We start from the raw sequence: 24,495 nt of genomic DNA on the forward strand, positions 1-24,495 counted from the left end.
GTCACTCCTTCAGCCCGGAGGCGCGATGCAGCATCCAGTCGATGACGAAATTGACGGAGATCGTCAGCACCGCGATGCAGGCGGCAGGAAGCAGCGGCGTGATGTCGCCAAAGGTGATCAGCGCGGCATTGTCGCGCACCATCGCGCCCCAGTCGGCCATCGGCGGCGGCAGGCCGAGGCCGAGAAAGCTCAGCGCCGAGATCGTCAGGAAGACGAAGCAGAAGCGCAGCCCGAACTCGGCGATCAGCGGCGCGGAGATATTGGGCAGCACCTCGTGCAGGATGATCCATTTCGTGCCCTCGCCGCGCAGCTTCGCCGCCTCGACGTAATCCATCACGATCACGTTCATCGCCGAGGCCCGCGCAAGGCGGAAGACCCGCGTCGCATCGAGCACGGCCACGACCACGATGAGGTTGAGCACGCCCGGGCCCAGCGCCGAAAGCGCGAGCAGCGTCAGGATCAGCGGCGGCACCGCCATCATCACGTCGACCACGCGCGAGAGCACGAGATCGACCCAGCCGCCGAGCGCCGCGGCAAGCAGCCCCGCCAGCGCGCCGACGCTGAAGGCGATCGCGGTGGTGGCGAGCGCCACACCGACGGTGTTGCGCGCCCCCCAGATCAGCCGCGAGAGCATGTCGCGGCCCAGCGTGTCGGTGCCCATGCGGAAGGCCGCACCCCAGGGCTCGAACTGGGCGCCGACGATCTCGGCCTCGCCATGGGGGGCGAGCAGCGGCGCGCAGAGCGCGGTGACGAGATAGGCCAGGATCACCACCAGCCCGAAAAGCGCGGTCGGCGGCATCGTGCGCAGGAGCGGAACGATACGGGTCATGGCCTCACCTCGGATGCAGCAGGCGCGGATTGGTGGCGATCGCCACCACATCGGCCAGCAGGTTGAGCAGGATATAGACCGCGGCAAAGATCATCGCGCAGGCCTGCACCACGGGAATGTCGCGGTTGGTCACGCTGTCGACCATCAGCTGGCCGAGGCCGGGATAGACGAAGACCACCTCGACGATGACGACGCCGGTAATCAGCCAGGCGATGTTCAGCGCGACGACGTTGACGATCGGCGCCACCGCATTGGGCAGCGCATGGCGGGTGACCACGCGCCAGCGCGACACGCCCTTGAGCCGCGCCATCGTCACATAGGGGCTGCCCATCACGTTCACCACCGCCGCCCGCGTCATCCGCATCATATGGGCGGTGACCACGAGCACGAGGGTGATCGCCGGCAGGAAGGCATGGCTGAGCCGATCGCCCAGGCCCGGATCGGGGCCGGGATCGGCGATCGAGGGCAGCCAGCCCATCCGGATCGACAGCCAGAACATCAGCAGATAGGCGATGAAGAATTCCGGCAGCGAGATCGCCGAGAGGGTGAGCACATTGCTCACCCGGTCGAAGATCCGCCCCCGCCAGAGCGCGGAGAGCAGCCCGAGCGTCACCGCAAGCGGCACCGCGATCAGCGCCGCATAGGCGGCAAGGAACATCGTGTTGCCCAGCCGCGCGGCGAGCAGCGCCGCCACCGGGCGGCCATTGGCCAGCGAGGTGCCGAAATCGCCGCGCAGCACGCCGCCGATCCAGGTGAGGTAGCGCCAGGCGAGCGGCTGATCGAGGCCGAGCTCGCGGCGGAAGGCCGCCACGGTCTCGGGCGTTGCCGACTGGCCGAGCACCTGCTGCGCGATGTCTCCGGGCAAGAGGCTCACGGCCAGGAAGATCAGCACCGAGATCACGAAGAGGGTGAAGACCCCGATGCCAAGCCGTGCGGCGATCATCCGCGCAAGCGGATGATGCGGCCGGGCCTCGGCGCTCATGCCTGCGCCTCCGCCACCGCACCGATCCGCCGGATGCCGACGCCGGCATGATCGGGCGCCGGCCCGCGCTCAAGCGCCGCCAGCGCCGCCAGCGCGGCGAGCAGCGCCGCGGGCATCGGCGCCGCGCGTCCGGCATCGGTGTCGACATGGAGCAGCATGTGCTCGCCCGTCGCCGCCACGCTGCCATCGGCGCGCAGGATCGCATGATGCAGCCGCATCCGCTTGCCGTCATGGCCCAGCAGCCGGGTCTCGACGGTGAGCCGCTCGCCCGCCTTCACCTCGGCGAGGTGGCGGATATGGGTCTCGACCGTATAGGCGGAGAAGCCCGTCGCACGATAGGCCTCGTCAAGACCGATATGGATCAGGACGGCGTCGGTGGCATCGCCGAAGGCCTGCAGATAGCGGAATTCGGTCATGTGGCCGTTGTAATCGACCCAGCCGCCCGGCACGATGACCTGATGCAGGCGCAGCGGATAGCCCGTCGCGGGCCGCCCCTCGCGCGCGTAAAAGCCGTTCTCCATCTCCCGCACGATCCGCCCCGCGCCCCAGTCCGTCGCCTTCAGCGCCTGGAAGATGCCAACGAGATTGTCGTCGCGGATGCGTTCGAGCTCCCGGATCGAATGCGCGCCCGACTGCGCGTCGGATTGCGCCGCGATGGTGTCGATCAGCGCCTCGTCAAGCTCGGGCACATCCATCAGCTTCGTCCAGGGCCATTTCAGCGCCGGGCCGAACTGGCCGAGGAAATGGCGCATCCCCGCCTCGCCGCCGGCGATGCGATAGGTCTCGAACAGCCCCATCTGCGCCCAGCGCAGACCAAAGCCGAAGCGGATGATGTCGTCGATCTCCTCGGTGGTGGCGATGCCGTCCTTCACCAGCCAGAGCGCCTCGCGCCAGACCGCCTCGAGCAGCCGGTCGCCGATATGGGCGTCGATCTCGCGGGCGATCTGCACCGGCTTCATCCCCACCGCGGCGAGGATCTCACAGGCGCGCCCGGCCGCGGCGCCGCCGCCGACCACCTCGACCACCGGCAGCAGATAGACCGGGTTGAACGGATGGGCGACGAGGATGCGCGCCGGATGGCGCGCCCCCACGCGCAGCTCGGAGGGTTTGAACCCCGAGGTCGAGGAGCCGATGATCGTCCCTTCGGGCGCCGAAGCCTCGATCTCGGCAAGGATGTGATGCTTGAGATCAAGCCGCTCGGGCACGCTTTCCTGCACATAATCCGCCCCCGCCACCGCCTCGGCGATGGAGCCCGCCCAGGTGATCCGCCCGGGGTCGGGCAGCGGCGCCTGGAACAGCTTTTCCCAGGCGCGGGCGGCATTCGCCATCACCTCGCCCACGATCCGCTGCGCCTCCGGATGGGGGTCGAAGACCGCCACGTCATGCCCGCTCAGCGCGAAGCGTGCGATCCAGCCGCCGCCGATCACCCCACCGCCAATTGCCGCGATCTTCATGCCATCCACCACCGTTCCACCACTTTCCAGCCGTCGAGGAAGCGGTTCGAGGCCACCTCGCCATGACCGATCTTGTCCGTCGCGACGTCGATGTAATTGACGAAGATCGGGATCACCGTGCCGCCCTCGTCGCTCACGATCGCCTGCATCTCGTGATACATCTCGCGGCGCAGCCCCTCGTCGAGCTCGGCGCGCGCCTTGAGCAGCAGCTCGTTGAAGCGGTCGTTCGACCAGTGGCTCTCGTTCCACTCGGCGCCCTTGGCATAGACGAGGGAGAACATGTCATCCTCGGTCGGGCGGCCGTTCCAGTAGCTCACGCAGAAGGGTTTCTTCAGCCAGACATTCGACCAGTAGCCGTCATCGGGCTCGCGTTTCACGTCGAGCGTGATCCCCGCCGCCGCAGCCGATTGCTGATAGAGCTGCACCATGTCGAGCGCGCCGACCGAGGCCGCATCGGCGGCCGAGATCTGCAGCTTGATCCCCTCCATCCCGGCCTGCTTGAGGTAGAATTTCGCCTTCTCCGGATCATAGGCGTGCTGCGGCAGATCGGCGGCATAGAAGCGGTTCGCCGGGGCGATCGGGCTGTCATTGGCAATCTGGCCATGCCCGCGCAGCACCTTTTCAAGGATCTCCTGCCGGTTCACCGCATATTTCAGCGCGCGCCGCAGGTTCACGTCGCTGAACGGCGCCTGATCGCAGAACATCGGCATCGTGTAATGCGCGGTGCCCGTCACCTCGATCAGCTGCAGCCCGGGGCGGCGTTGCAGCAGGTGCAGCGTCGCAAGATCGGGCGAGTTGATGATGTCGACCTCGCCGGTCATCAGCGCATTCTGCCGCGCCGTCGGATCGTTGATGGTCAGCAGCACCGCCGCATCGAACCAGGCGCGGTCGCTTTTCCAATAATCGTCGCGGCGCTTGAGGCTGATGCGCACGCCGGGCTCGAAATTCTCGATCACATAGCCGCCGGTGCCAAGCTGCGACTGCCAGTCGAGCGTGCCGTCTTCCTTCGCCGGCATGATGACGAAATGGTAATCCGAGGTCAGATAGGCGAAATCGGCATTCGGCGCGGAAAGCTCGAAGATCACCACGCCGTCGCCATCGGCGCGGATGTCGGTGACCTGTTCCAGCGAGCCCTTCGCCCCCGATTTCGTATCGTCGCCGCGGTGATGGTTGAACGAGGCGATCACGTCCTTCGCCGTCACCTTGCGCCCGTCGGAGAAGGTCGCATCGCCGCGCAGCCGGAAGGTCCAGACCTTCGCCTCGGCATCGGGGGCGAAACTTTCGGCAAGTTCAGGCACCGCCTGCCCCTTGGCGTCAATCTCGACGAGGTTGTTGCAGACCGCGAGCATCGCGGTCACCACCGGCCCCGCCGCATAGGTCGCGGGGTCAAGCGAATCCGAGCTCGCCCCGCCCGCATGGCCGATGCGCACCGTGCCGCCACGTTTCGCCTCTGCGGCGCGCGCCGCGCGCGGCAGGATCAGCCCCGCCGCGGTGACCCCCGCCGCCCCCGCCAGCAGCGCCCGTCGTGAAAGTCTCAATCCCGATCCGTTCATCTGTGCAGTCTCCCTGTTGCTGCGGCCGTTTGCCGGCCTGCCTTGTGGTGCCCGCCGCCTCAGCGCCGGGTCAGTTTCAGTTTCGCGCGCACCTCCTCGGGGCCGAGGATCCGGCAGCCCATCGCGCTCAGGATCGTGGCGGCACGTTCCACCAGATCGCCGTTGCGCGCCAGCACCCCCTTGTCGAGCCAGATATTGTCCTCGAGGCCGACGCGCACATTGCCCCCCGCGAGGGCCGCCTGCGCGACATAGGGCATCTGCATCCGCCCGATCGAGAACATCGAATAGACCCAGCCCGCCGGGATATTGTTCACCATCGCCATCAGGCTGTTGGGATCCTCCGGCGCGCCATAGGGGATGCCCATGCAGAGCTGGATCATCACCGGATCGTCGATCAGCCCCTCCTCGACCAGGGTGCGCGCCATCCACAGATGGCCGGTGTCGAAGACCTCGATCTCCGGGCGCACGCCCGCGGCCTGGATCCGCGCCGCCATCGCGCGCAGCGTGCCCGGCGTGTTCGTCATCACGTAATCCGCCTCGGCAAAGTTCATCGTGCCGCAGTCGAGGGTGCAGATTTCGGGCAGCAGCTCCTCGACATGGACCAGCCGCTCGGTCGCGCCCACGATATCCGAGGCGGGCGAGAGCGGCAGCGGCGCCTCGGGCGAGCCAAGCACGATATCGCCGCCCATCCCCGCGGTGAGGTTCAGCACCACATCGGTGTCGGCGGCGCGCACCCGCTCCACCACCTCGCGATACAGCGCCGGATTGCGCGAGGGGGCGCCGGTCTCGGGGTCGCGCACATGGACATGGGCGATCGCCGCGCCCGCCTTTGCGGCCTCGATACAGGCTGCAGCGATCTCTGCCGGGGTGATCGGCACCAGCGGGGATTTCTTGTGGCTCTGGCCCGAACCCGTCACCGCACAGGTGATGAAGACGTCGCGATTCATCCGTGAACTCCGGTCAATGTCTGGATTGATCCGAGCGTGACAGGGAATCATCTGGCCAGATGTGCGAATTTCGCCCAATCATTTGCTTATGTCGCCAAAATCACCGCTGCATCTCACCTTCCTGCTGTTCGACGGCTTTTCCAACATGGTGCTGGCGAGCGCGATCGAACCGCTGCGCGCGGCGCGCGACCTCTCCGGGCGGCGGCTGTTCTCCTGGACGCTCTCGTCGCTGAGCGGCGCGCCCGTCGCGACTTCCTCGGGGATTGTGATCGCGGTCGACCAGCCGCTTGAACGGGTGGGGGCGACCGATGCGCTGATCCTCGTCTCGGGATACGGGATGCGCGATCACCTGCCGCTTGGCGCGGCGGCGGCGGTGCGGCGCAAGGCGCGCGGGCTGCCGCTGATCGGCGGTTTCGACACCGGCGCCTGGCTGCTCGCGCAGATCGGGCTGCTCGCCGGGCGGCGCGCGGTGATCCACTGGATGGAGCGCGAGGCGCTGGCCGAATCCTTTCCCGAGGTCACCCTCGTGCGCGCCCCCCATGTGACCGATGGCAATATCCTGACCTGCGGCGGTGCGCAGAGTGTGCTGAGCTGGTCGCTCGCGCTGATCGGCGCGCAGGCGGGCGAGGCACTGCGCTACGATGTCGCCAATATGTTCGGCCGCAACGAACCCGGCGCGCCGCCCGAGGCGGGCAGCCGCCCGGTCGAACGGATGAGCGATCACGCCCTGCCCCCGGCGCTGCGCCGCGCGATCGTGGCGATGCGCGAGAGCACCGAACAGCCGCTGCCCCTGCCGCGCATCGCCGAACGCTCCGCGCTCTCGCCGCGCAGCCTTGACCGGCTGTTCCACACCCATCTCGGGATGTCGGCGGGCAGCTATTACCGGCAGATCCGGCTTGCATATGCCCGCGCGCTGGCCCGCGAGACCAAGCTGACTCTTTACGAGATCGCCTCGCGCACCGGCTTCTCCTCGCCCTCGACGCTCGCACGCGCCTATCGCCGCGCCTTCGGCGAGACGATGCGCCAGGGCCCGCCTGCGCCCTGACCCCCGCAGTCATCTGGCCGAAATGTCCTCGGGGGCGGCGGTGCCCGCCGAGGAGGCAGTGCCCTCTCCTCAGCCCGCGACCAGCTCCTCGGCTGTCGCGCGCTGCGGTCGTTGATCCAGGCGGTCTTGCACCCGCCGCGCACATTCACTCGGCACAGCGTCAGCTCCTCGCCCGCGGGAATGCCGGCCTCGGCGAGAATTGCCTGCGCGGGGTGGGCCGCCGGCCGATCGAAGACTGCGGTCACCTCGCCTTGGTCGGCGCCCTGGCACACGAGCTGGTCGAGCTGGTGACGGGCCGGAGCGTGGCGGTGGCGCGCGCCAGGCGATATGAGGTTCGCCTTCATCGCCAAACACCGCCAGATCTGGCCGGTCAGCGGGCTGCGCCAGGCTCTGGAGGTTTCACGCGCCGGCTTCCACGCCCGACCAGCCCCCGCGAGTTCCCGGACGCGAAGCGCGTCACGGCGATCGAGATGAGCTTCAGGGGCGGCGACCGGACCTGCGGCGCGCGCCGCATCTGGCGCGACATGCTTGAAGAAGGGCTCGCCTGCGGGCTGCATCGGATCGAGCGGCGCATGCGGGGCAATGTCCTACGGGCGCGGCCCAGGCGTCGTGGAAAGCCCGGGGCGACGGCGAACGGTCGGTCATCGCCGACAGCATTCTGGGCCGGGATTTCCAGGCTGACCGGCCAAACCAGAAATGGTGGGCCGACTTCGCCTGCATCTGGACCCCGGCGGGCTGGCTCTACGTTGCCGCCGTGCCGGACCTGTTTTCCCGGCGCGTCGTGGGCTAAGCGCGTAGATGGAGCCGGCCGCCCAGTGCGGGGAGTTGGGCCGCGAAAGCGGCAGGAGGCTGGTCGCCGAGAGCGGAGTGCGGGCGCTCGGCATTGCGTCGGCCACCCAGTCCGCGACGACGACGGCGCGGGCGTGGTTGAGCCCGTGAAGCAGCGTCTCGTTCAAGAGCTCGTCGCGCATCTTCGAGTTGACGGCCTCGCAGATCCGGTGCCTCACATCGGCTTGCCCGGCGAGATGAAGTGCCAGGCAACACCCGCCGCTTCGGTCCAGCCCAACATCGCGTTCAAGGTGAACTCACTCGATGGGCTTTATGCGGCACTGGGGCCACGGCCCCATCTCATCATGATCGCTGACGATCAGGCCCGGCGCGGTTCAGCCCGGTATCATCGGCGCGTCGGCTGCTGTCGCGGACCGATCACGGAACCCGCCGTTGTTCGCTGCAAACACTCCTCCGGACTGTTTGCTCTACGCTCCAGCCTCGCGCCTCTCGTAACGCTGTTCGAGATGGGGTGCGGCCGCACGCCTGGCAGCGGGCGTTACCACTTTCTGCCGAGGCGATCCTTCAGCGCATCCGCCAGCACGCGCTTCAGCCTCGCGTTGTTCACCCGTTCTCTCGAACCGGTGGCGTTCACGGGCTCACGCCTCAAGCGCCTCCAGCCGCTTCGCGTCCGAGATCTCCATGCCTCCGAAAATCGCCTTTCAAGCGTGGAACGTGGAACCGCTGATCCCATGACGACAGCAGAGATCGGCGGTCTTCGCCCCAGCCTCAGCCTCGCGCAAGATGTTGATGATCTGGGCTTCGTTGAACTTCGATGACTTCATGGTCTGATCCCTCTGTTGGGTCGGATTCTGGCATCAACTGGAGGAACTATCGGGGGGCACAGCAATCAGGCCCGGCGACGGCTGAAGCGCAGCACATCGCAACTGACAGGCTATGGACTGACAACAACGACCGCCCCAACATCGGCATCGGCGGCATCACACCCGCCCAAAAACTGAAGATGGCTGCGTGAAGTCTGCTTCTGCACCCCGCCAAAACGGAGAGGATTACCCAGAGCTGTCATTCGCTGCGCGCTGAACGAATTGTCTCCCATGCGCGTATAGGAGAGGTTGAGATATGGGACCGTCCTTTCCTCGGCCAAGATTGCTGCTCTCCCCCATATCTTCCACTTTGCGCCCGTCGGTTTCCGTCAACCCAGGATGAGGCCAGGAAAGATGCCCAGAAGGGCAACCAGGGCGAGGATACACATGAGGAATGGCAGCACCCCGGCGATCACCGTCCCGACATTTCCACGCCCGCGCACGCTTTGCACGATGTAGAGGTTCATACCGACAGGTGGCGTGATCAGGGCCAGTTCACACATCATCACCAGGAAAATCCCGAACCAGACGGGCGAATAGCCGAGTTGTTCCATGATCGGCCAGACAATCGGAATGGTTGCGATCATCATCGCCAGCGCATCAAGGAAACAGCCGAGGATCAGATAGAGGCAGACGAGGATCAGAAGCATGACCAGCGGCTGTACATCCAGACTCGCCACAAATTCCGACACGACGCGCGGCACCCCCAGCACGCCGAGAATGAAGTTCATGTAAAACGCGGCGACGAGGATCAAGAGCGTCATGGCCGTGGTGGTCACGGTCGACAGCATTGCCTCTTTCAACATCTCCCAGTTCAATCGGCGGGAGAGGGCCACAAGGATCATGGCGATGACCACGCCCACGCCTGCCGCTTCGGTCGGGGTGGCCCAGCCGCCATAGATCGAGCCCATCACGACAATGAAAATGATCAGCGGCGGGAGAAGGTCGCTTAACCGCTTGCGACGCTCAGACCATGGGGCAAGTTTCCCGCGTGGGCCGGCGATACGCGGGTCGATGACGCTCCAGAGTGCAGTGATCCCCATGAACAGGGCAGCCAGGATAAGCCCTGGCACGATCCCGGCCATGAACAGAGCACCGATTGAGGTGTTGGTGATCGCGCCATAGATGATCAGGTTGATCGAAGGCGGGATCAGAATGCCCAAAGTGGCGCCGGAGGCCACAGTGCCCGCCACCCAGCGTTCGGAATAATTCTGTTTGCGAAAGGTCGGGAAAGCCACCGTGCCGATCGTCGCCGCCGTCGCAACCGACGAGCCGGAGATTGCTGCGAAAACCGTGGAGGCGATGATATTGGTGTGGAGAAGCCCGCCCGGCAGCGGACGCAGCCAGTCGGAGAGCGCCCGGTACATGCGCTCCGTCACACCGCCCCTGACAAGCACTTCGCCCATGAAGACAAAGAGCGGGATCGCGACCAGAAGGAAATTGTTCAGCGTGCCCCACATCATCGTGCCGAAGGGGCGGAACATGGCGTCTCCGAAAAACACCCAGGCGCCCAGAACGGCGACACTGAACAGGGCCACGGCGATATGCAGACCGATCAGCAGAAGAAAGAGCAACAGGGCAAAGCCGATGACGGCGCCTTCGATCCCGATCATGACCGAGCCTCCCCGTGAGGTGTTTCCATGAATTCCTCGACCTCTTCCGAGACGGTCATCGGCCCGTAGAAGAGCGAAACCTTCTCGGGCGCCTGGACCATGAGCCAGATCGCATGCAGCGTGGTCGTGATCGTGGTGAGGGCGAAGACGCCGCACCCCAATGCCCAGAGCCCTTGCGGCACCCAGAGCGGGGTTTGCAACGGCGTGTTCGTGACCGCCCCGAAGCGGATGGTCTGCAACAGCTCGCCCGCGGCATGCCATGTCATGAAAATGGCCATGGCCGCCAATGTGCCCTGCGCCAGCACATGCGCCGGGTTTTGCCCCCGGCGCGGCAGATGGCTCAGGGCGATGTCGATGCGCGGATGGCCCTTGTGCAAGAGCGTATAGGCCAGCCCGCAAGAGCCCGCGAAGGCCAGAACATAGCCCCCCAGTTCATCGGTGCCCTGCAACGAGACATTGAGCAGGCTGCGCGCCCCGATGTCGAGGCAGATCAGCACAGCCAGCAGAGCCACCGATGCTCCGGCTGCAAGGGCAAACAGACGAGACAGGGTCTCGATGCGTTTCAACACAAACGGTGTCTCTGCTGGCAACTGGCTCATTCGATCACGAGCCCTCGTGCCTTGCCGACCGTGTCGTTCCAGATCTTGGTGCAGCCCGGATAGCCCGCCTCACAGCGCGCCGCCCATTCCGGCAGAATCTTGGTCGCGGCGATCCCGGCGACGGTCGCTTTGTCGGCGTCGCTCACCGGCACCAGCGTCATGTCGTAGGAGGTGTAAAGCCCATCGTCCGGGCAATCGCCCCCGGTGGAACAGCTCTGCGCCACAGCATTGGTCTCGACCGCCAGCGACCAGAGCGCGGCTTCCATCTCCGCCATGCTGGCTTCGAAGGCAGCTTTCTGGTCTTCGGGAAGACCGTTCAGCCAATCCAGATTGACCAGATGCGCCTGGACCGAGCCAGAGACGGAGAGCGGGTAGAGATGGCTGGTCACTTCCGGCCATTTGCCGGTGTTCGACGACGTCGGAGAGGTCACGCCGCAGGACGCCACACCACGCTGAAGCGCCGGATACACCTCGGGGAAGCTCAGGGTCACCGGCGTCGCGCCCAGATTTTCGAGCAGGGTCGACATCGAGGCCGTGAAGGAGCGCACTTTCAGCCCTTTGAGATCGCCGAGGCCCTCGATCGGCTGATTGCAGAGAAACACCTGCGGCCCGAAGGGCCAGATCGCCACGGCTTTGACGCCGAATTTCTCGCCCAGACGCGCGTTGAACGCCTCGCGATAGGCGTCCACGGCCTGTTTCAGCTCATCCATGTTGGTGGAGACGCCGATCAGGTCGATGCCTTCGAGGAACGGATCGTCTTTCGCGGCAGAGCCGATCTGAGTTGTGCCAAGCTGAAACGCGCCGGAGCCGACAAGGCGCAGCGAGTCCGCAAGGTTCAGGCCCAGCACCTGAAACTCGTTGCGCTCAACCGTGACGCCACTTGCCCCGATGGCTTCGATCGCGGCCATTTCAACTGGATACTGGGCGTTGTGGGGCTGGGTCTCGGTCAGCCACCGCAAGGTCTCGGCTTGCGACGGCAGGGCGGTTGCAAGCAGCAGAAGAGAGACCGCGGAAAGGCGGCTTAGGGATTTGAACATGGGTTTTGCTCCTATTTGAGGCAGGGAAAGGATTACGAAAGCGACAATTCAGGGCGTCTCGTTGAGACAGGGGAGGTCAGGCCCAAAGCGGTCAGAGCCTGACGCAAACCGGCGGAGACCGGCTCGATGATCGGCAGCGGGCTCGCATCCGCGACGGCGGTGAGCGCACGGGCCAGGGGGCCACCGCCAAGGAGCAGCGCCTCGGCCCCGTCCGTTTCGCACTGGCGGGCGATGGCGATCAGAGCCGCACTCATGCGCGCCTCGTCGGACATCACCGTGAAGGCGTCGCCCTCGGAAATGCGCAGGGAGGCGAGATGATCGTCATGGCCATAGAGCGAGACCTTGCCCCGGATCGAGGCCTCGAGATCGGGCGTCGTCGTGATGATCGAAAATTTCCGCCCGCCCGCGCTGGCTTCCGTCATGCCCGCTTCGGCGATCCCGGCGACGGGAATATCGACCCGGTCACGCAGCTCGAGAAGCCCCGGATCGCCAAATGCCGACACGATCAGTGCATCCACCCCGGCGGAGGCCAGCCCGACGCCGATTGTCACCACCTGTTTCGCCGCCGCATCAAGTGCCGCTTCGTTGGTGATGATGCTCGGGCCGAGCATCATGGTGTGGCCCTGAACCTCGACATTCGGCGGGCAAAGCGCTTGCGCGATGCCCGTCATCAGCGAGGTCGTGACCGTATTGGTGTTCGGGTTCAGCAAAGCGATACGATAGGGCGGACGGGTCATGCGATTTCCTCCAGTCTGACGCAGGCCACGCGGCGTTCCGCGCCTTGCGCCCGCAACTCCGGGACAGCCGCCTGACAGGCGGAGGTGGCCAGCGGGCAGCGCGGGGCAAAGGCACAGCCCGGCGGCATACGCGCCAGATCGGGCGGCATGCCGGGAATGGCCTTGATCGGGGCGCCGGGTCTGGCGCCCTGAACGGTCGAGGACAAAAGCCCCTGCGTGTAGGGGTGTTTCGGCGTTTTGAGCACTTCGGCGGCAGTGCCGGTTTCGACGATCCGCCCGGCATACATCACCGCGATCCGGTCAGAGATTTCGGCAGCCACCCCGACGTCGTGGGTGACGAAAATCGTCGCCATGCCCATCTCCTTTTGCAACTCTCTGAGCAACAGGATCACCTGAATCTGCACCGTCGCGTCGAGCGCGGTTGTCGGTTCATCGGCCAGCAAGAGTTTTGGCCCGGCGGCCAGCGCCAGTGCGATCATGGCGCGTTGCCGCATGCCGCCGGACATCTCATGCGGATAATTGTCCAGCCGCGACGCCGGCGAGGGGATGCGCACGAGCTCGAGCATTTCGAGCGCGCGCGCCCGGGCCTCCTTGCGGCCCACCTTGCGGTGACGCCGAACGGTCTCGGCGATCTGGGTGCCGATGGTGAACACCGGATCGAGCGCGGTCGCGGGTTCCTGAAAGACCATCGAGACATCGCCGCCGCGATAGCCGGCAAGATCACGCCCCTCGAGGCTCAGCACATCCTTGCCGTCGAGTTGCAGATCTCCGGAAATCAGCGTCTTGGCTTCGGGTAAAATGCGCAGCAGCGCGCGCAGGGTGACGCTTTTGCCGCTGCCACTTTCGCCGATGATGCCAAGCACCTCGCCACGCCCGAGCGTCAGGCCGATGCCATCGACTGCGGTGATCGGGCCTTTGGCGGTGCGGAACTGAACGGTCAAGTCCCTGACGGACAAAAGGGGCGTGTTCACTGCAGCGCCTCCGCCTTGGAATGACCCGATTTCGGATCGGCGATGTGACAGCGCACACGCGTCTCGCCGTGGCGCAGCTCATAGGGCATGGTGTTGCAGATGCTTTCGGCAAAGCCGCAGCGTGGCGCGAACCGGCAGCCGGGCGGCAAATCAATCGGACTGGGCGGATCGCCGGTGATCGGCGCGGCCATGGTACGCTGATCCGGGTCGGCGCTTGGCACCGAGGCCAGAAGCGCGCGCGTGTAGGGATGGCGCGGGGCAGCATAGATTTGCCCGACTGGCCCCTGTTCCACGACCTGCCCGAGATACATCACCAGCACATGGTCCGAGATGTAGCGCACCACGTTCAGGTCATGGCTGATGAAGATATAGCTCAGGCCGAATTCGGCTTTCAGCTCGTTCAAGAGGTTCAGAACCTGCGCTTCGACGGATTTGTCGAGGGCAGAGACCGCCTCGTCGAAAATCACCACCTTCGGATTGAGCGCGAGCGCCCGGGCGATGTTGACGCGCTGGCGCTGACCGCCGGACAGCTCATGCGGATAGCGCCCGGCAAAGCGCGCCGGATCGAGGCCCACGCGGTCCAACAACCGCCAGGCGATCTCGCGCGCCTCTTTTGAGGCCACACCATGCACCCTGGGGGCGAAGGTGATGGAGTGCTCGATGGTCAGACGCGGGTTGAGCGAGGCGGAACTGTCCTGAAACACCATCTGCACCTGACGGCGAAAGGCCTTCAGGTCGCGTTTCGTCGTGCTGACCGGCCTGCCGGAGAGGCGGATTTGCCCGCTGTCGGGTTCGACGAGATGCATCAGAAGACGCGCGGTCGTGGATTTGCCACAGCCGGATTCGCCCACGATGCCAAGAGTGGAGCCGGCCGGGAGATCGAAACTGAAATCCGAGACGGCATGGACATGGCGCGCAGGCTTGCCAAGGCTGTTTTCACGGACGGTGAAGGTCTTGTTCAGGCCGGAGGCGCTGAGGGCGGGGGCGGCGTGAGGAGAGAGGCTTTGATCGGTCATGACACATCCATGGCGGAGCGCAGCCCGTCCGAGAGCAGGTTGAAAGACAGGGAGACGGCGAAGATGAACACACCAGGGAGCGCAGCGATCAAAGGCTGGCTGTAGATCGCGGAGCGCAGCGTGTTGAGCATCAATCCCCATTCGGGCGTCGGCGGTTTCGTCCCGAGCCCGATGAACGAGAGCCCCCCCGACATGATGATGGCGACCGACAGCAGGCTCGTGGCATAGACCACGACAGGCGCGAGGATATTGCCGAGAATATGCACCCGGATGATCGCCAGCCCCCCTGCCCCGCTGGCCCGGGCCGCCTCGACGAAATCGAGGCTGCGGACCTGTGTCGTGGCGCTTTCCGTGACCCGCACCATCGGCGGGATCAGCACCACGGTCAGGGCGATCAGCGCATTGAGCAGACCCGACCCCAAGGCGCCCGCGATGGCGACGGCCAAAAGGATCGACGGGAAGGCAAAGACCACATCGGTCGCGCGCATGATGATCGTGTTGGTCCAGCCCCCGACAAAGCCCGCAACCGTGCCAAGCGTGCCGCCGATCAGAAGCGCCAGAAGCACCGGCAGAATGCCCATGACCAGCGACATGCGCCCGCCGTAGAGCAACCGGGTGAGCATGTCGCGGCCCAACTCGTCGGTGCCGAGGATGTGGCCCTCGGTCAAGGGCGGCTTGAGACGTTGCACCACGCTGCCGACGGCCGGGTCGTAGGAGGTCAGAAGCGGCGCGAAAAGGGCCGACAGGATGACCATGGCGAGCACGATCATGCAGGCAACGGAGACCGGATCGCGCAGCAATTTGCGCCAGACACCGGACCAGTAGCCCTGCGAACCTGTCGGCCGTGTCGGGAGAGAGATCTCGGAAACCGTCATGTGCGTTGAATCCTCGGGTCGAACAGGGGCTGCAGGATGTCGACGATCAGGTTGAGCACGACGAAGATCAGGGCGAGCACCAGAATGGTGCCCTGCAACAGCGGGATGTCGCGCGTCAGGATGGCATTGTTCAGCAAAAGCCCGGTGCCGGGCCAGGCAAAGACGGTTTCGACCAGAATGGAGCCGGCCATGAGATAGCCCATCTGCACACCGATCACGGCGAGCGCGGTGGGGGCTGCGTTCTTGACGACATGGGCGAAGATCTGCGGGCGGGTCAGTCCCTTGGCCCGCAGCGCCGTGACGAATTCCTGCCCGAGCTTTTCCGCCACCAGCGCCCGCACGGACCGGGTGATGATCCCGGCAGGCATCGCGGCCATGGTCAGAACCGGCAGGATCATGAAGCTCAGCGCGTCGCCAAGGCTTTGTCCCGACCGCCCCGCCCCCATGGCCGGGAACCAGCCGAGTTTGACGGAGAAAAACGCCACCAAAACGATGCCAAGCCAGTAATGCGGCACGGAGACGCCAGAGATCGCGGTGGCCGAGGCGATCTTGTCCGCCGGAGAACCCATGCGATACCCCGCGACAAGCCCGAGGGCGAGACCGACCACCAGCGCCAGAAGACAGGCCAGGACGGCGACCGACAGGGTGTAGCCAATGGCATGACCGATCTCGCTTGCAACCGGCCGCCCGGTGGCGATCGAAGTGCCCAGATCGCCCCGAAGCACATTGCCCAGCCACAAAAGATATTGCACCGGCAAGGGTTTATCGAGCCCGTAACGCGCCCGGGTCTGATCGACAATTGCCTGAGATGCATCGGCTGGAAGCACCACGGTGAGCGGATCCCCCGGCGCAAGCTGAACCAGTGAGAAACAGATGACACTGACCGCCAGCGTGACAGGCACAGCGTAGAGCAGTCGTTTCAGGATGTATCCCAACATGGGTCAGTCCTCCGGGGGAACGCGCGTTACTTTTCGATGGTCACCGGGGTCAGGTCCTGAAACCAGTTCTGGGCCTGAACGAACCCTTTGACCTCGGGCGCCATGGCGCGCGGCGCGACGTCATGGGCCACGAAGAGGAACAGGGCGTCGTTCACGTAAAGCTCATGCAGGGCCTGAATGGCCTTGAGCTGTTCCACCGGGTCGAAGGTGGTGCGGATCCGGTCGATCAGCGCATCGGCCTCCGGGTTGCTGTAATAGCCCCAGTTCGTGCCCTTCGGCGCGACCAGACGGCTGTCGATGTGCCGCATGAGGGCTGTGAACGGGTCCTGGCTGAAATACGAGCTGTTCGTGGACTGCGCCCCGTCGGTGGAGGCATCTTTCGCCCCCACCCGCCAGTTCGCCAGCAACGCATTCCAGTCGCGCACATCGAATTCAACGTCGATGCCGATGGCGGCGAGGTTCTGCTGGATCAGCTCGTTCATCAGCATCGGCTGCATCTGACCGGAGCCTGCGGGCGAGATGATCGCCTTGACCTTGAGCCGGTGGTCGGGTCCGTAGCCCGCCTCCTTCATCAGTTCGATGGCGGCCTCCGGGTCGTATTTGACCTCGAATTCCGGGTTGCCAAACCAGTCGCTCGTCTCCGGCACCATGCCTTTTGCGGGCACCATCATGCCCCCCAGCAGGACTTTCATCCCCTCACGATCGATGGCGAGGTTGGCGGCCTTGCGGATGCGTTCATCGGTCCAGGGCGACCCTTCAAGCATGGAGAAATGCCACGGCCAGATATGCGGGTAGACGTTCGAGGAGATGGTGAAACCGGCGGCCTTGAGGCTGTCGAGCGCATCCGGGGGCGGGGCTTCGATCCAGTCGACCTGACCAGAGCGAAGGGCCGCCACGCGCGCCGAGGGATCGGGCACCGGCATCAACACGACCTCGTCGAGATCGGATTTGCGGTCCTCGTTCCAGTAGCCGTCATAGGGAACCAGCACCGCACGTTCACGGGGAACGTATTCGGACACCATGAAAGGCCCCGTGCCGGAAGGTGCCTGCAAAAATGCGTCCCAGCTTCCTGCGGCCTCAAAGGCAGCGGGCGACGACATCACGATCCACGCGATCTCATAGGGGATCAGCGCGTCCGGCGCGGTGGTGGTGATCTCGACGGTCATGTCGTCCACCGCACGGTAGCTTGCCACGGTCGGGATGCGCCCCCTGCCCTGCGCCGATTGCTTTTCGTCATATTGCGCGGCATCGGGGTTCAGGATCTTGTCGAAGTTCCAGACGACGGCATGGGCATCGAAAGCGGAGCCGTCATGGAAGGTCACGCCGTCGCGGAGTTTGAAGGTCCATTTGGTCTGATCTTCGGGATCGACCGACCATTCCAAGGCCAGCCCCGGGATCAGCGTCACCGGTTTGTCGGCCGAGGACAGGTCATAAGCCACGAGCGCTTCGAAGACCTGGTAGCCCATGAAGCGCATGCCTTCGGCGCCCTGATCCGTCTGACCGTTCGGCAGCGGCACATCGGAGGAGGTCATTGCGATACGCAGCGAGCCTTCGGCCAGCGCCGCACCGGACAGCCCGATGGAAATTGCCGCCGCGGTCATCGAGAGCCGCAGCATGGACTTCAGAGAAGGCAGAGGTCCTGACGCGCGGAGAATAGGAGTTTTCATGGCCTTCCTCGTGTTCGGAGTGTGATTTCTGTCTGGTTGTAACTTTTCACCAACGTATTTTCCGAAAATTTTCGGTCAATATTTTTCCTGTAAGAAGATTATGAAAACACATTTTCACGTCGGCACAGCACGAACCACCCCGCCTGACGCATGGATTTTGGGCGCAATGCTCAGGGGATGGGCGCCTTAAAGCTCGTTGAGCGAATCGTGGAGGGCTTCGATGCAGGACAAGCGCTTGCGCGCCGGTGTGCCTGCGCGCTCGATCACGCGGGTCGCCAGGAGATGACAGAGCCCAATGACACTCACATGATTGAACAACGGACCAGGCGCTGCGATCCGACAGCGCAGGTGCCATGTGACCCCGGCATGCGGGGGCATCTTGTCGTCCGTGATATAAAGCAGCTTCGCGCCAGACTTGCGGATGTGTTCAAGGATCTGGTCGTTATCGCGAATGCGCCGTGGCAGCGCGAAAAACAGGACACAGTCCTCTTCGGTGAAACTCGCGATTTCCTCGGCAAGCGTTTGGCCTGGTTGCGGCAGCAAGCGGCTGCTGTCGACCACCTGCAACATCTGCCAATGCAGATAGCTTGCGAAAGCCTGGCTGCTTCGAAATCCGAACAGCGCCACGCGGCGCGCTGACAGGATCGAGTCCGCGATCTCGTCAATCTCGGCGGGGGACATGGTCTTGCCCGTCTCCGTGAGATTGCGCGCGCCCTGCGCAAAATGAAGGTCAATGAGATCGGAGGCCGCATCCTCTTTCGTGCCCGAGAGGTAGATCGCAGCACCTGTGTTCTGTTCGGTCCGTACATGGCGCCGGGCATCTTCATAACTCGCATAGCCGAGCCTCTGAACGAAACGGGACACCGTGGCGTTCGAAACATTCGCCAGCTTCGCCAACTCGGACGCATTGTAGCTCGCAAGCTCCCCCGGGAAGTTCAGGAGGAACTCCGCAAGACGGCGCTCGGTTGGCGGCATGCGAGACAGGCTTTCCCGCACCGCGCCCAGAAAGGATGGTTTTCCGATTTCACTCATATCATAAGTGAAATTCGTTTTGCACCAAGATGCAACAAGATTTCCGGTCCTGCTCGGTTAGACTGACGTGACCCCAGGACACTGGACCGTCGGCCAAGCTCTAGTCCACGTCTTTGACGGGATATGAGAATGGCGAAGCGCCGGAAGTTTACAGGCCTGGTCAAGCTCAGGGTGGCGTCGGAAGCCCGGCACCACCGCAAGGCGGCTTCGAGGCCATGCCTGCCGGTCGTCACCTCCACCGGCTCGCGCCGACCAGCCATCCGGCCTGATCTGGGTAGCAATCCTCACAGGCCTTGAACCCCTGCTGTTGCGCAGCATCCTTCGTGTCGAAAAACTTGAGGTCATTGCGGTTTTGTGGGGCGGCTGCAGCAGATTGGAGAGTGATAGATCCCATCCCTCTCCCGGCCACAGACGAAGGCTCCTGCCGCTTTTACGTCGCAAGTCCTGATGACGCGCCTGCGCAAATCTTCATGGCTCACTGGTCCTCTCTTTCCTGTGGTCGATTGCGGTCTGCACGGTGCGCCAAAGCCGCCCGTCGATGGCCGCAAGACCAACACCGATCAGCGCCATGCCTGCGAAATGGCGGGGAAGCAGGCTTTCCCCGAGGAAAGATGTTCCAAGCAGGATCGCGCTGACAGGGATCAGGAAGGTCACCAGCAGCAGGTTTGTCGCCCCTGCCGTTGCAAGGATGCGGAAGTAGAGAACATAGGCCAGCGCTGTCGAAATCGCCGCCACACCAATCAACGCCGCAATGGCGGTCAGGCTGGGGGATGGCAGTGTCCATGGGCGATCCAGCATCATGACAAGGGGCAGCATGATCAGGCTTGAGGCCACGACCTGCCCGGTTGCCGTGCCCATCGGGCTGCCCCCCATTGCCCGAAATCTGCGCCCATAGATGCCTGCAAAAGCATAGGAAACGGCGCCTGCCAGACAAAGAAGCTGCGCGATGATGCCGGTGCCGAGGTCGCGCAACGCATCCAGGCCGATCATCACCGCGACCCCGGCGAAGCCGATCAGCACCCCGGCGAACTTTCCCGGCGTCATGCGTTCATCGCTGGTAAGGAAATGCGCGAGGACGACCGTGAACAGCGGCGTCGAGGCGTTCAGGATCGAAGCCACCCCCGAAGCAATATGCTGCTGGCCCCACACGATCAGCGAAAAGGGGATCGCGTTGTTCAGCAGTCCCATGCAGAAAAAAGCCGTCCAGACCCGACGACCACGCGGCATTCGCTCGCCCCGCAGCCGCATGATGATCAGCAGGATGATGGCTGCGAGGGCTACCCGGAACACGACCACGGTGAAAACAGGCACTTCTCGTACCGCGATGCCGTTGAAGAAGAACGACCCACCCCAGACGGTAGCAAGAGCCAGCATCATGGTCCATTCCAACGGGGTCATGGCGCGGGATGAAGATTGTCGCAACATAGACGGCCCTCCGGCGCGGCCATCAGGGCTGTCTCTCAGAGAGAACTGCGCATATTCGGGGAGGTCCGCGCGATCCGTTTCTTGCTCTTAAATCATGCGATGGCAGCTTCGTCCTGCGTAGCCGCCGGCCGCGCCTGATTTCGTCGTACCAAGTGTTGGTTTTCCGCTTCGGGAAAGCCGCACTGCGGCGACGGCATACACCCGACCGGTAAGTAAGGGCCGGAAGCATGCCGTTTGGCAAACACAGCGAATGACAGCTTTCCTGGAGGTTTTTCAACGTGGACCGCAGTGCAAGGGTCGCTGCCAGGTGGTGGCGGTCCACGTTGACAAACCTCGGAAGGACGAAGCCGCGGGGGGCGAGGCGCTGCCTATGGGGAAAGAGCGCCGAGGGTGTGGTCGACCTGGCGCACAGACGGCCACCGGTGTTCGGGGCGCCCGGCGACACCCTGGCTTTTTCCGCCAGTTGCCGCCGCTTTGAGCCTCGAAAGCGGGCGACCGTCTGCCGAATTTGGCGATCCGTTCCGTTGCGTGCAAATCGGGGCCACGCCGGTTCCAGTCAGGCACCGGCTGTGGATCAGGCAAAGGGATGGGCGTTTCATCATGCGGCCTGCTCCCGCGGTGGCGCTCGTGATCGCGGCGTCTGTCCGCGCCGGAAGATCTCGATGATCCGCATCGGCGCGCCGCAACAGGGGCATGGTTCGCACAGGGTCAGGGGTGCGGGTTCAGCCGCAGTTTTGGGCGCCGCCGCGGGTTGCGGCACCCCGAGCAGGGCGCGGATCTTCGCGATCTTGACCTTGTGACTTGCGCTTGCCTGCAGACCGTAATGCCGGATGCGGTGGAAGCCGTCGGGCAGGACATGGATCAGGAACCGGCGGATGAACTCGTCGGTGGCGAGGCGCATCACCTTTTGCCGGTCGCCCTGCTTGATGCGATAGTCCTTCCAGCGGAAAGCGACGGTTCCGTCGTCGGCGCTGAGCAGGCGGTGGTTCGAGATGGCAACGCGGTGGGGGTAGCGGCTGAGACAGGCCAGCACCGCCTCGGGGCCGCCGAAGGGGGGCTTGGCATAGACCCCCCATTCGGATTTGCGGAACGGGGCCAGCCAGGCGGCGAACTTGGCGCTGTCCGCGAGCCCCACCAGATCGCCGAAGAAGGCGAGATCCCCGGCGCGGTGCAAGGCGAGCAGCCCTTCAAGGACAGTCGCCGGAATAGGCGCGACAGCACCCGCACATGAAGGAAGAAACCGGGCTTGCAGGCAATCCAGCGGGTGCCGTCGGGCGACAGGCCGCCGCCCGGAACGATCATGTGGATGTGGGGATGGTGGGTCAGCGCCGAGCCCCATGTGTGCAGCACCGCCGTCATGCCGAGCCGTGCGCCGATGCGCCTGGGATCGGCGGCGAGGGTCAGAACCGTCTCGGCCGAGGCGCGGAACAACAGGTCATAGACTGCCTTCGTTCGCCAATGTCTCTCGAACCATTGGCGTTCCATTGGCTCACTCCAATAGGCGATCTGCGCGATCTCGGCCGGCAGGGTGAAGACGACGTGGAAATACTCGACCGGCAGCAGATCCTCGGCGCGCGCGGCCATCCAGTCCCGCGCCGCCGGCCCCTGACACTTCGGGCAATGCCGGTTCTTGCAGGAGTTATAGGCGATGTGCTGCTGGCCGCAGCTGGCGCAACCGGCCACATGCTTGGCCCAGGCGCCTCGGTTCGGCAGGCCTCGATCGCCGACATCACCTTCAGCTGGGTCAGGCTGACATGCCCCGCATTGGCCCGTCGCCACGCCGGGCCGTAGGTGCGGAAGATGTCAGCCAGCTCCAGCGATGGGCGGGGCATAGAGCCTCGGCGTCAATCCGGGCCGTCGGATCGCAGCACCCTGTCCTGCACAAGCTTCATCTGTTCGAAGGGGCTGACGGTGCTCTGGATCGTCTTGGTGGCGACATGGGCATACCGCGCCGTGGTGCTGAGCTTGGCGTGCCCCAGAAGCACCTGGATCACCCGCACATCGGTATTGGCCTCGAGTAGATGCGTGGCAAAGCTGTGGCGCAGGGTGTGCAGGGTCGCGGGCTTCGTGATCCCCGCATTCGCCACGGTCCTCGGACCGATGGCGGACCATTGCTCATTCTTTGGCCGCCATGAAGGCACGGTTCAACTGCCTGGACGACAGAGGCGAAATCTTCGGCTCGCCCGGAAACAGCCAGCCTTCGGGCCGGGACTCGCGCCAATATTGCCGCAGCACCTCCAGCAGGCTGGGCGACAACATGGCTTGCCGGTCCTTGCTGCCCTTGCCTTGATCGACATGGATCAGCATGCGCTGGCTGTCGATGTCGCGAACCTTGAGGTTGCAGACCTCGGAGGCCCGCAGCCCTGCCCCGTAGCTGATGCCGAGGGCCGCCCGATACTTCAATCCGGGCCCGGGCACCGAGGCCAATAGTTTTGCGACCTCCTCCACGCTCAGCACCACCGGCAACTTCCGTGGCTGGCGATGGAACTGCATGTATCGCTTCATCTCCTCGCGTCCGCAGGTGACGCTGAAGAAAAACCGCAGCGAGATGATCCGGACGTTGAACGTGGCGGCCGAGACCCCGTCCTTCGTCATTTGAAGCTGATAAGATCGCAGGTCATCCGGCGTGGCAGTATCGGGCGATCGGCCAGGGAAAGACGCGAAATGCGTCACGCCGCGGATGTGACCCTGTTCGGTCTTCTCGCACAACCCACGGATCTTCATGTCCTCGATCATCCGCTGGCGCAGCGGGGTGGTCTTCTCCTCCTTCATCGAAACCTCCTGTCTGACGGGTGGGAAGACCCAAATCGTCAGCCCGGAAAGGCCTCACACAAAGCGCAACGCTGAATTGGGAGCTGAGCGCCAGCCACAGGCGCCCATGCCGCGGAGCGGCTTAGTCCTTCCGCCCTTCGCGTCGGGGCTTGGTCGGACGCTGCTCGGGGCGCGACAGTCGTGGAAGGGCAGCCTGCGGTCCTCGCCGAACCTCGGCATGACTGGCTCGCATGCATCACGAGCTCGGAGAATACCGTCAAAGAAGTGCGCTTGGTGCGCTGCGACGCGCATGCTCATGTTTCCTCAACGCTCGACCGACTCTTTACACTTCGTGTGTTTTGTAAAAGTTGTTCAAGGCCAAGCCCTGCCAGGTAGAGACTTGTGAGAGGCAACGGATCCATGCCCAACTGGCGAAGTGTCAAAAGTGACCATGACCAAGCGACTGATGCCCACACCTGGAAGCAGGACTACCTTGGTCAGCCGGATATCGACCTGCTTCTCGCTGCCGCCAAAAAGGGCCGCCACGGGGTTCGCGACCACCTTTTGATCCTGATGATGTTCCGGCACGGCCTTCGCGTCTCCGAAGCGATCGGGCTTCGACGGCGAGATGTGGATCTAGAGCAGTCGCGGATCTGGATCACACGGCTGAAGAACGGACTCAGCGTCGAGCAGCCAGTCGCGGGCGAAGAGCTGCGGGCTATCAAGCGCTGGCTCGCCCGCAGGGAGGATGCCCTGCCCTGGCTCTTCGTCTCGGAGCGCAAGCAGCCGCTCTCACGGCAGGCCGTAAACTACATCGTCGGGACCGCCGGCACCCGTGCCGGGCTCGAGCGTGTCCACCCACATATGCTACGCCATTCCTGCGGTTTCGCCTTGGCCAACAAGGGGCGCGATTTGCGGGTCATCCAAGACTACCTCGGCCACCGAGACCCCAGGCACACAGCGCACTACACGCGGACGGCAGCGCATCGGTTCAACGACTTGTGGTAGCTGGATGCTGCAGTGGTCGCGAAGTGGAGATTGGGCAGAAGCAGCCTGACGGCGATGGAGCATGACGACCGCAGCATCGGACGAAAGCGGCCGTTCGCGCATGGTGCCGCGATTCCAGCCGGCTGTAGACGTGGAGGGCGGGAAGCGGACTTGCGGCGGCGCAGCTTGGCGACCGCAGCGAGCCTAGGGTAAGCGGTCATTCATGCACCGCGCAGCGAAGGTCGCGCCCTTTTGCCCGTCACGGGCGGAGACCGGACCTTCGCGGCGCGGTGCATGAACGTCGGTGATGCGCAGAAGCGCCCTTTGCAAAGTCCAAGCCGCCGCGCATGGTGGCAGGGCGCGACCGGCCCATTGCGGACGGTCG

19 protein-coding genes and 4 pseudogenes are annotated in these 24,495 nt (G+C 64.6%); 3 read left to right on the plus strand and 20 right to left on the minus strand.

Translation table 11 applies throughout. The features are described from left to right. Position 1: 1 nt before the first annotated feature. The 5 genes from EOW66_RS10570 to EOW66_RS10590 form a co-directional block, all read right to left on the minus strand. Entirely contained in the window at positions 2-829 is an 828-nt protein-coding gene (locus tag EOW66_RS10570) for an ABC transporter permease (RefSeq protein ID WP_128156329.1), read from the minus strand. A gap of 4 nt (positions 830-833) precedes the next feature. Then, positions 834-1,811 carry an ABC transporter permease gene (locus EOW66_RS10575; RefSeq protein ID WP_128156330.1) on the minus strand — a complete coding sequence of 326 codons (978 nt, stop codon included), beginning with the start codon at positions 1,809-1,811 and terminating at the stop codon, positions 834-836. Next, the gene (locus tag EOW66_RS10580; protein WP_128156331.1) at positions 1,808-3,265 is read right to left on the minus strand and encodes a carnitine 3-dehydrogenase; all 1,458 of its coding nucleotides are present in this window, start codon (positions 3,263-3,265) and stop codon (positions 1,808-1,810) included. The genes EOW66_RS10575 and EOW66_RS10580 overlap by 4 nt, the downstream gene beginning before the upstream one ends. Then, positions 3,262-4,803, minus strand: a complete 1,542-nt coding sequence (locus EOW66_RS10585; RefSeq protein ID WP_239017556.1) for an ABC transporter substrate-binding protein — start codon at positions 4,801-4,803, stop codon at positions 3,262-3,264. Before EOW66_RS10585 ends, EOW66_RS10580 begins: the two co-directional genes overlap by 4 nt. 74 nt (positions 4,804-4,877) lie before the next feature. Beyond that, a complete protein-coding gene (locus EOW66_RS10590) occupies positions 4,878-5,765 on the minus strand; it encodes a BKACE family enzyme (RefSeq protein WP_128156333.1) in 888 nt (295 codons plus the stop codon). Between the two features lie 88 nt (positions 5,766-5,853). Here EOW66_RS10590 and EOW66_RS10595 point away from each other — a divergent pair, with 88 nt between their 5' ends. Next, positions 5,854-6,810, plus strand: coding sequence for a GlxA family transcriptional regulator (locus EOW66_RS10595; RefSeq protein WP_128156334.1), 957 nt, complete (start codon positions 5,854-5,856; stop codon positions 6,808-6,810). Between the two features lie 324 nt (positions 6,811-7,134). Further along, a pseudogene (locus EOW66_RS20675) lies at positions 7,135-7,597 on the plus strand (IS3 family transposase); the annotation flags it as partial. 502 nt (positions 7,598-8,099) lie between these two features. Here the strand turns inward: EOW66_RS20675 and EOW66_RS20680 are convergent. From EOW66_RS20680 to EOW66_RS10680, 15 genes and pseudogenes are all read right to left on the minus strand, one after another. Next, a pseudogene (locus EOW66_RS20680) lies at positions 8,100-8,423 on the minus strand (transposase); the annotation flags it as partial. Positions 8,424-8,791: 368 nt separating this feature from the next. Next, positions 8,792-10,075 carry a TRAP transporter large permease gene (locus EOW66_RS10610; RefSeq protein WP_128156336.1) on the minus strand — a complete coding sequence of 428 codons (1,284 nt, stop codon included), beginning with the start codon at positions 10,073-10,075 and terminating at the stop codon, positions 8,792-8,794. Next, on the minus strand, positions 10,072-10,644 hold the full coding sequence (locus EOW66_RS10615; RefSeq protein ID WP_239017563.1) for a TRAP transporter small permease subunit: 573 nt from the start codon (positions 10,642-10,644) through the stop codon (positions 10,072-10,074). Before EOW66_RS10615 ends, EOW66_RS10610 begins: the two co-directional genes overlap by 4 nt. A 26-nt stretch (positions 10,645-10,670) precedes the next feature. Then, complete coding sequence (locus tag EOW66_RS10620) at positions 10,671-11,711, minus strand: TRAP transporter substrate-binding protein (RefSeq protein WP_128156338.1); 1,041 nt, start codon at positions 11,709-11,711, stop codon at positions 10,671-10,673. 32 nt (positions 11,712-11,743) lie between these two features. Further along, positions 11,744-12,448: an aspartate/glutamate racemase family protein gene (locus tag EOW66_RS10625; protein WP_128156339.1), complete on the minus strand. Its 705-nt coding sequence runs from the start codon at positions 12,446-12,448 to the stop codon at positions 11,744-11,746. After that, on the minus strand, positions 12,445-13,419 hold the full coding sequence (locus tag EOW66_RS10630; protein ID WP_128156340.1) for an ABC transporter ATP-binding protein: 975 nt from the start codon (positions 13,417-13,419) through the stop codon (positions 12,445-12,447). The genes EOW66_RS10625 and EOW66_RS10630 overlap by 4 nt, the downstream gene beginning before the upstream one ends. Then, positions 13,416-14,435, minus strand: a complete 1,020-nt coding sequence (locus EOW66_RS10635) for an ABC transporter ATP-binding protein (protein WP_128156341.1) — start codon at positions 14,433-14,435, stop codon at positions 13,416-13,418. Before EOW66_RS10635 ends, EOW66_RS10630 begins: the two co-directional genes overlap by 4 nt. Continuing rightward, positions 14,432-15,310, minus strand: coding sequence for an ABC transporter permease (locus tag EOW66_RS10640; RefSeq protein WP_128156342.1), 879 nt, complete (start codon positions 15,308-15,310; stop codon positions 14,432-14,434). Before EOW66_RS10640 ends, EOW66_RS10635 begins: the two co-directional genes overlap by 4 nt. Continuing rightward, complete coding sequence (locus tag EOW66_RS10645; protein ID WP_128156343.1) at positions 15,307-16,248, minus strand: ABC transporter permease; 942 nt, start codon at positions 16,246-16,248, stop codon at positions 15,307-15,309. Before EOW66_RS10645 ends, EOW66_RS10640 begins: the two co-directional genes overlap by 4 nt. Before the next feature lie 26 nt (positions 16,249-16,274). Then, positions 16,275-17,915 (minus strand): ABC transporter substrate-binding protein, encoded by a 1,641-nt coding sequence (locus EOW66_RS10650; protein WP_239017557.1) that lies wholly within the window; start codon positions 17,913-17,915, stop codon positions 16,275-16,277. 186 nt (positions 17,916-18,101) lie between these two features. Next, positions 18,102-18,947: a MurR/RpiR family transcriptional regulator gene (locus tag EOW66_RS10655; protein ID WP_128156344.1), complete on the minus strand. Its 846-nt coding sequence runs from the start codon at positions 18,945-18,947 to the stop codon at positions 18,102-18,104. Between the two features lie 229 nt (positions 18,948-19,176). After that, the gene (locus EOW66_RS20920) at positions 19,177-19,341 is read right to left on the minus strand and encodes an Ada metal-binding domain-containing protein (RefSeq protein WP_128156345.1); all 165 of its coding nucleotides are present in this window, start codon (positions 19,339-19,341) and stop codon (positions 19,177-19,179) included. Positions 19,342-19,415: 74 nt separating this feature from the next. Continuing rightward, entirely contained in the window at positions 19,416-20,324 is a 909-nt protein-coding gene (locus tag EOW66_RS10665; RefSeq protein ID WP_239017558.1) for a DMT family transporter, read from the minus strand. Between the two features lie 646 nt (positions 20,325-20,970). Further along, positions 20,971-22,204 (minus strand): annotated as a pseudogene (locus EOW66_RS10670) (IS91 family transposase). 12 nt (positions 22,205-22,216) lie between these two features. Further along, a pseudogene (locus EOW66_RS10680) lies at positions 22,217-23,144 on the minus strand (tyrosine-type recombinase/integrase). A gap of 399 nt (positions 23,145-23,543) precedes the next feature. On the opposite strand from EOW66_RS10680, the gene EOW66_RS10685 reads away from it, so the two are divergent. After that, the gene (locus EOW66_RS10685; RefSeq protein ID WP_128156349.1) at positions 23,544-24,131 is read left to right on the plus strand and encodes a tyrosine-type recombinase/integrase; all 588 of its coding nucleotides are present in this window, start codon (positions 23,544-23,546) and stop codon (positions 24,129-24,131) included. The last annotated feature ends 364 nt before the right edge of the window (positions 24,132-24,495 follow it).

Source organism: Paenirhodobacter huangdaonensis (assembly GCF_004022465.1).
Lineage (GTDB): Bacteria > Pseudomonadota > Alphaproteobacteria > Rhodobacterales > Rhodobacteraceae > Rhodobacter > Rhodobacter huangdaonensis.

Coding starts and splice junctions, on each gene's coding strand:
- EOW66_RS10595 (WP_128156334.1), top strand. CDS start 5,854: ATGTCGCCAAAATCACCGCTGCATCTCACCTTCCTGCTGTTCGACGGC.
- EOW66_RS10590 (WP_128156333.1), bottom strand. CDS start 5,765: ATGAATCGCGACGTCTTCATCACCTGTGCGGTGACGGGTTCGGGCCAG.
- EOW66_RS10625 (WP_128156339.1), bottom strand. CDS start 12,448: ATGACCCGTCCGCCCTATCGTATCGCTTTGCTGAACCCGAACACCAAT.
- EOW66_RS10665 (WP_239017558.1), bottom strand. CDS start 20,324: ATGATGCTGGCTCTTGCTACCGTCTGGGGTGGGTCGTTCTTCTTCAAC.
- EOW66_RS10570 (WP_128156329.1), bottom strand. CDS start 829: ATGACCCGTATCGTTCCGCTCCTGCGCACGATGCCGCCGACCGCGCTT.
- EOW66_RS10620 (WP_128156338.1), bottom strand. CDS start 11,711: ATGTTCAAATCCCTAAGCCGCCTTTCCGCGGTCTCTCTTCTGCTGCTT.
- EOW66_RS10635 (WP_128156341.1), bottom strand. CDS start 14,435: ATGACCGATCAAAGCCTCTCTCCTCACGCCGCCCCCGCCCTCAGCGCC.
- EOW66_RS20920 (WP_128156345.1), bottom strand. CDS start 19,341: ATGGGATCTATCACTCTCCAATCTGCTGCAGCCGCCCCACAAAACCGC.
- EOW66_RS10610 (WP_128156336.1), bottom strand. CDS start 10,075: ATGATCGGGATCGAAGGCGCCGTCATCGGCTTTGCCCTGTTGCTCTTT.
- EOW66_RS10580 (WP_128156331.1), bottom strand. CDS start 3,265: ATGAAGATCGCGGCAATTGGCGGTGGGGTGATCGGCGGCGGCTGGATC.
- EOW66_RS10640 (WP_128156342.1), bottom strand. CDS start 15,310: ATGACGGTTTCCGAGATCTCTCTCCCGACACGGCCGACAGGTTCGCAG.
- EOW66_RS10685 (WP_128156349.1), top strand. CDS start 23,544: ATGCCCAACTGGCGAAGTGTCAAAAGTGACCATGACCAAGCGACTGAT.
- EOW66_RS10655 (WP_128156344.1), bottom strand. CDS start 18,947: ATGAGTGAAATCGGAAAACCATCCTTTCTGGGCGCGGTGCGGGAAAGC.
- EOW66_RS10650 (WP_239017557.1), bottom strand. CDS start 17,915: ATGAAAACTCCTATTCTCCGCGCGTCAGGACCTCTGCCTTCTCTGAAG.
- EOW66_RS10645 (WP_128156343.1), bottom strand. CDS start 16,248: ATGTTGGGATACATCCTGAAACGACTGCTCTACGCTGTGCCTGTCACG.
- EOW66_RS10575 (WP_128156330.1), bottom strand. CDS start 1,811: ATGAGCGCCGAGGCCCGGCCGCATCATCCGCTTGCGCGGATGATCGCC.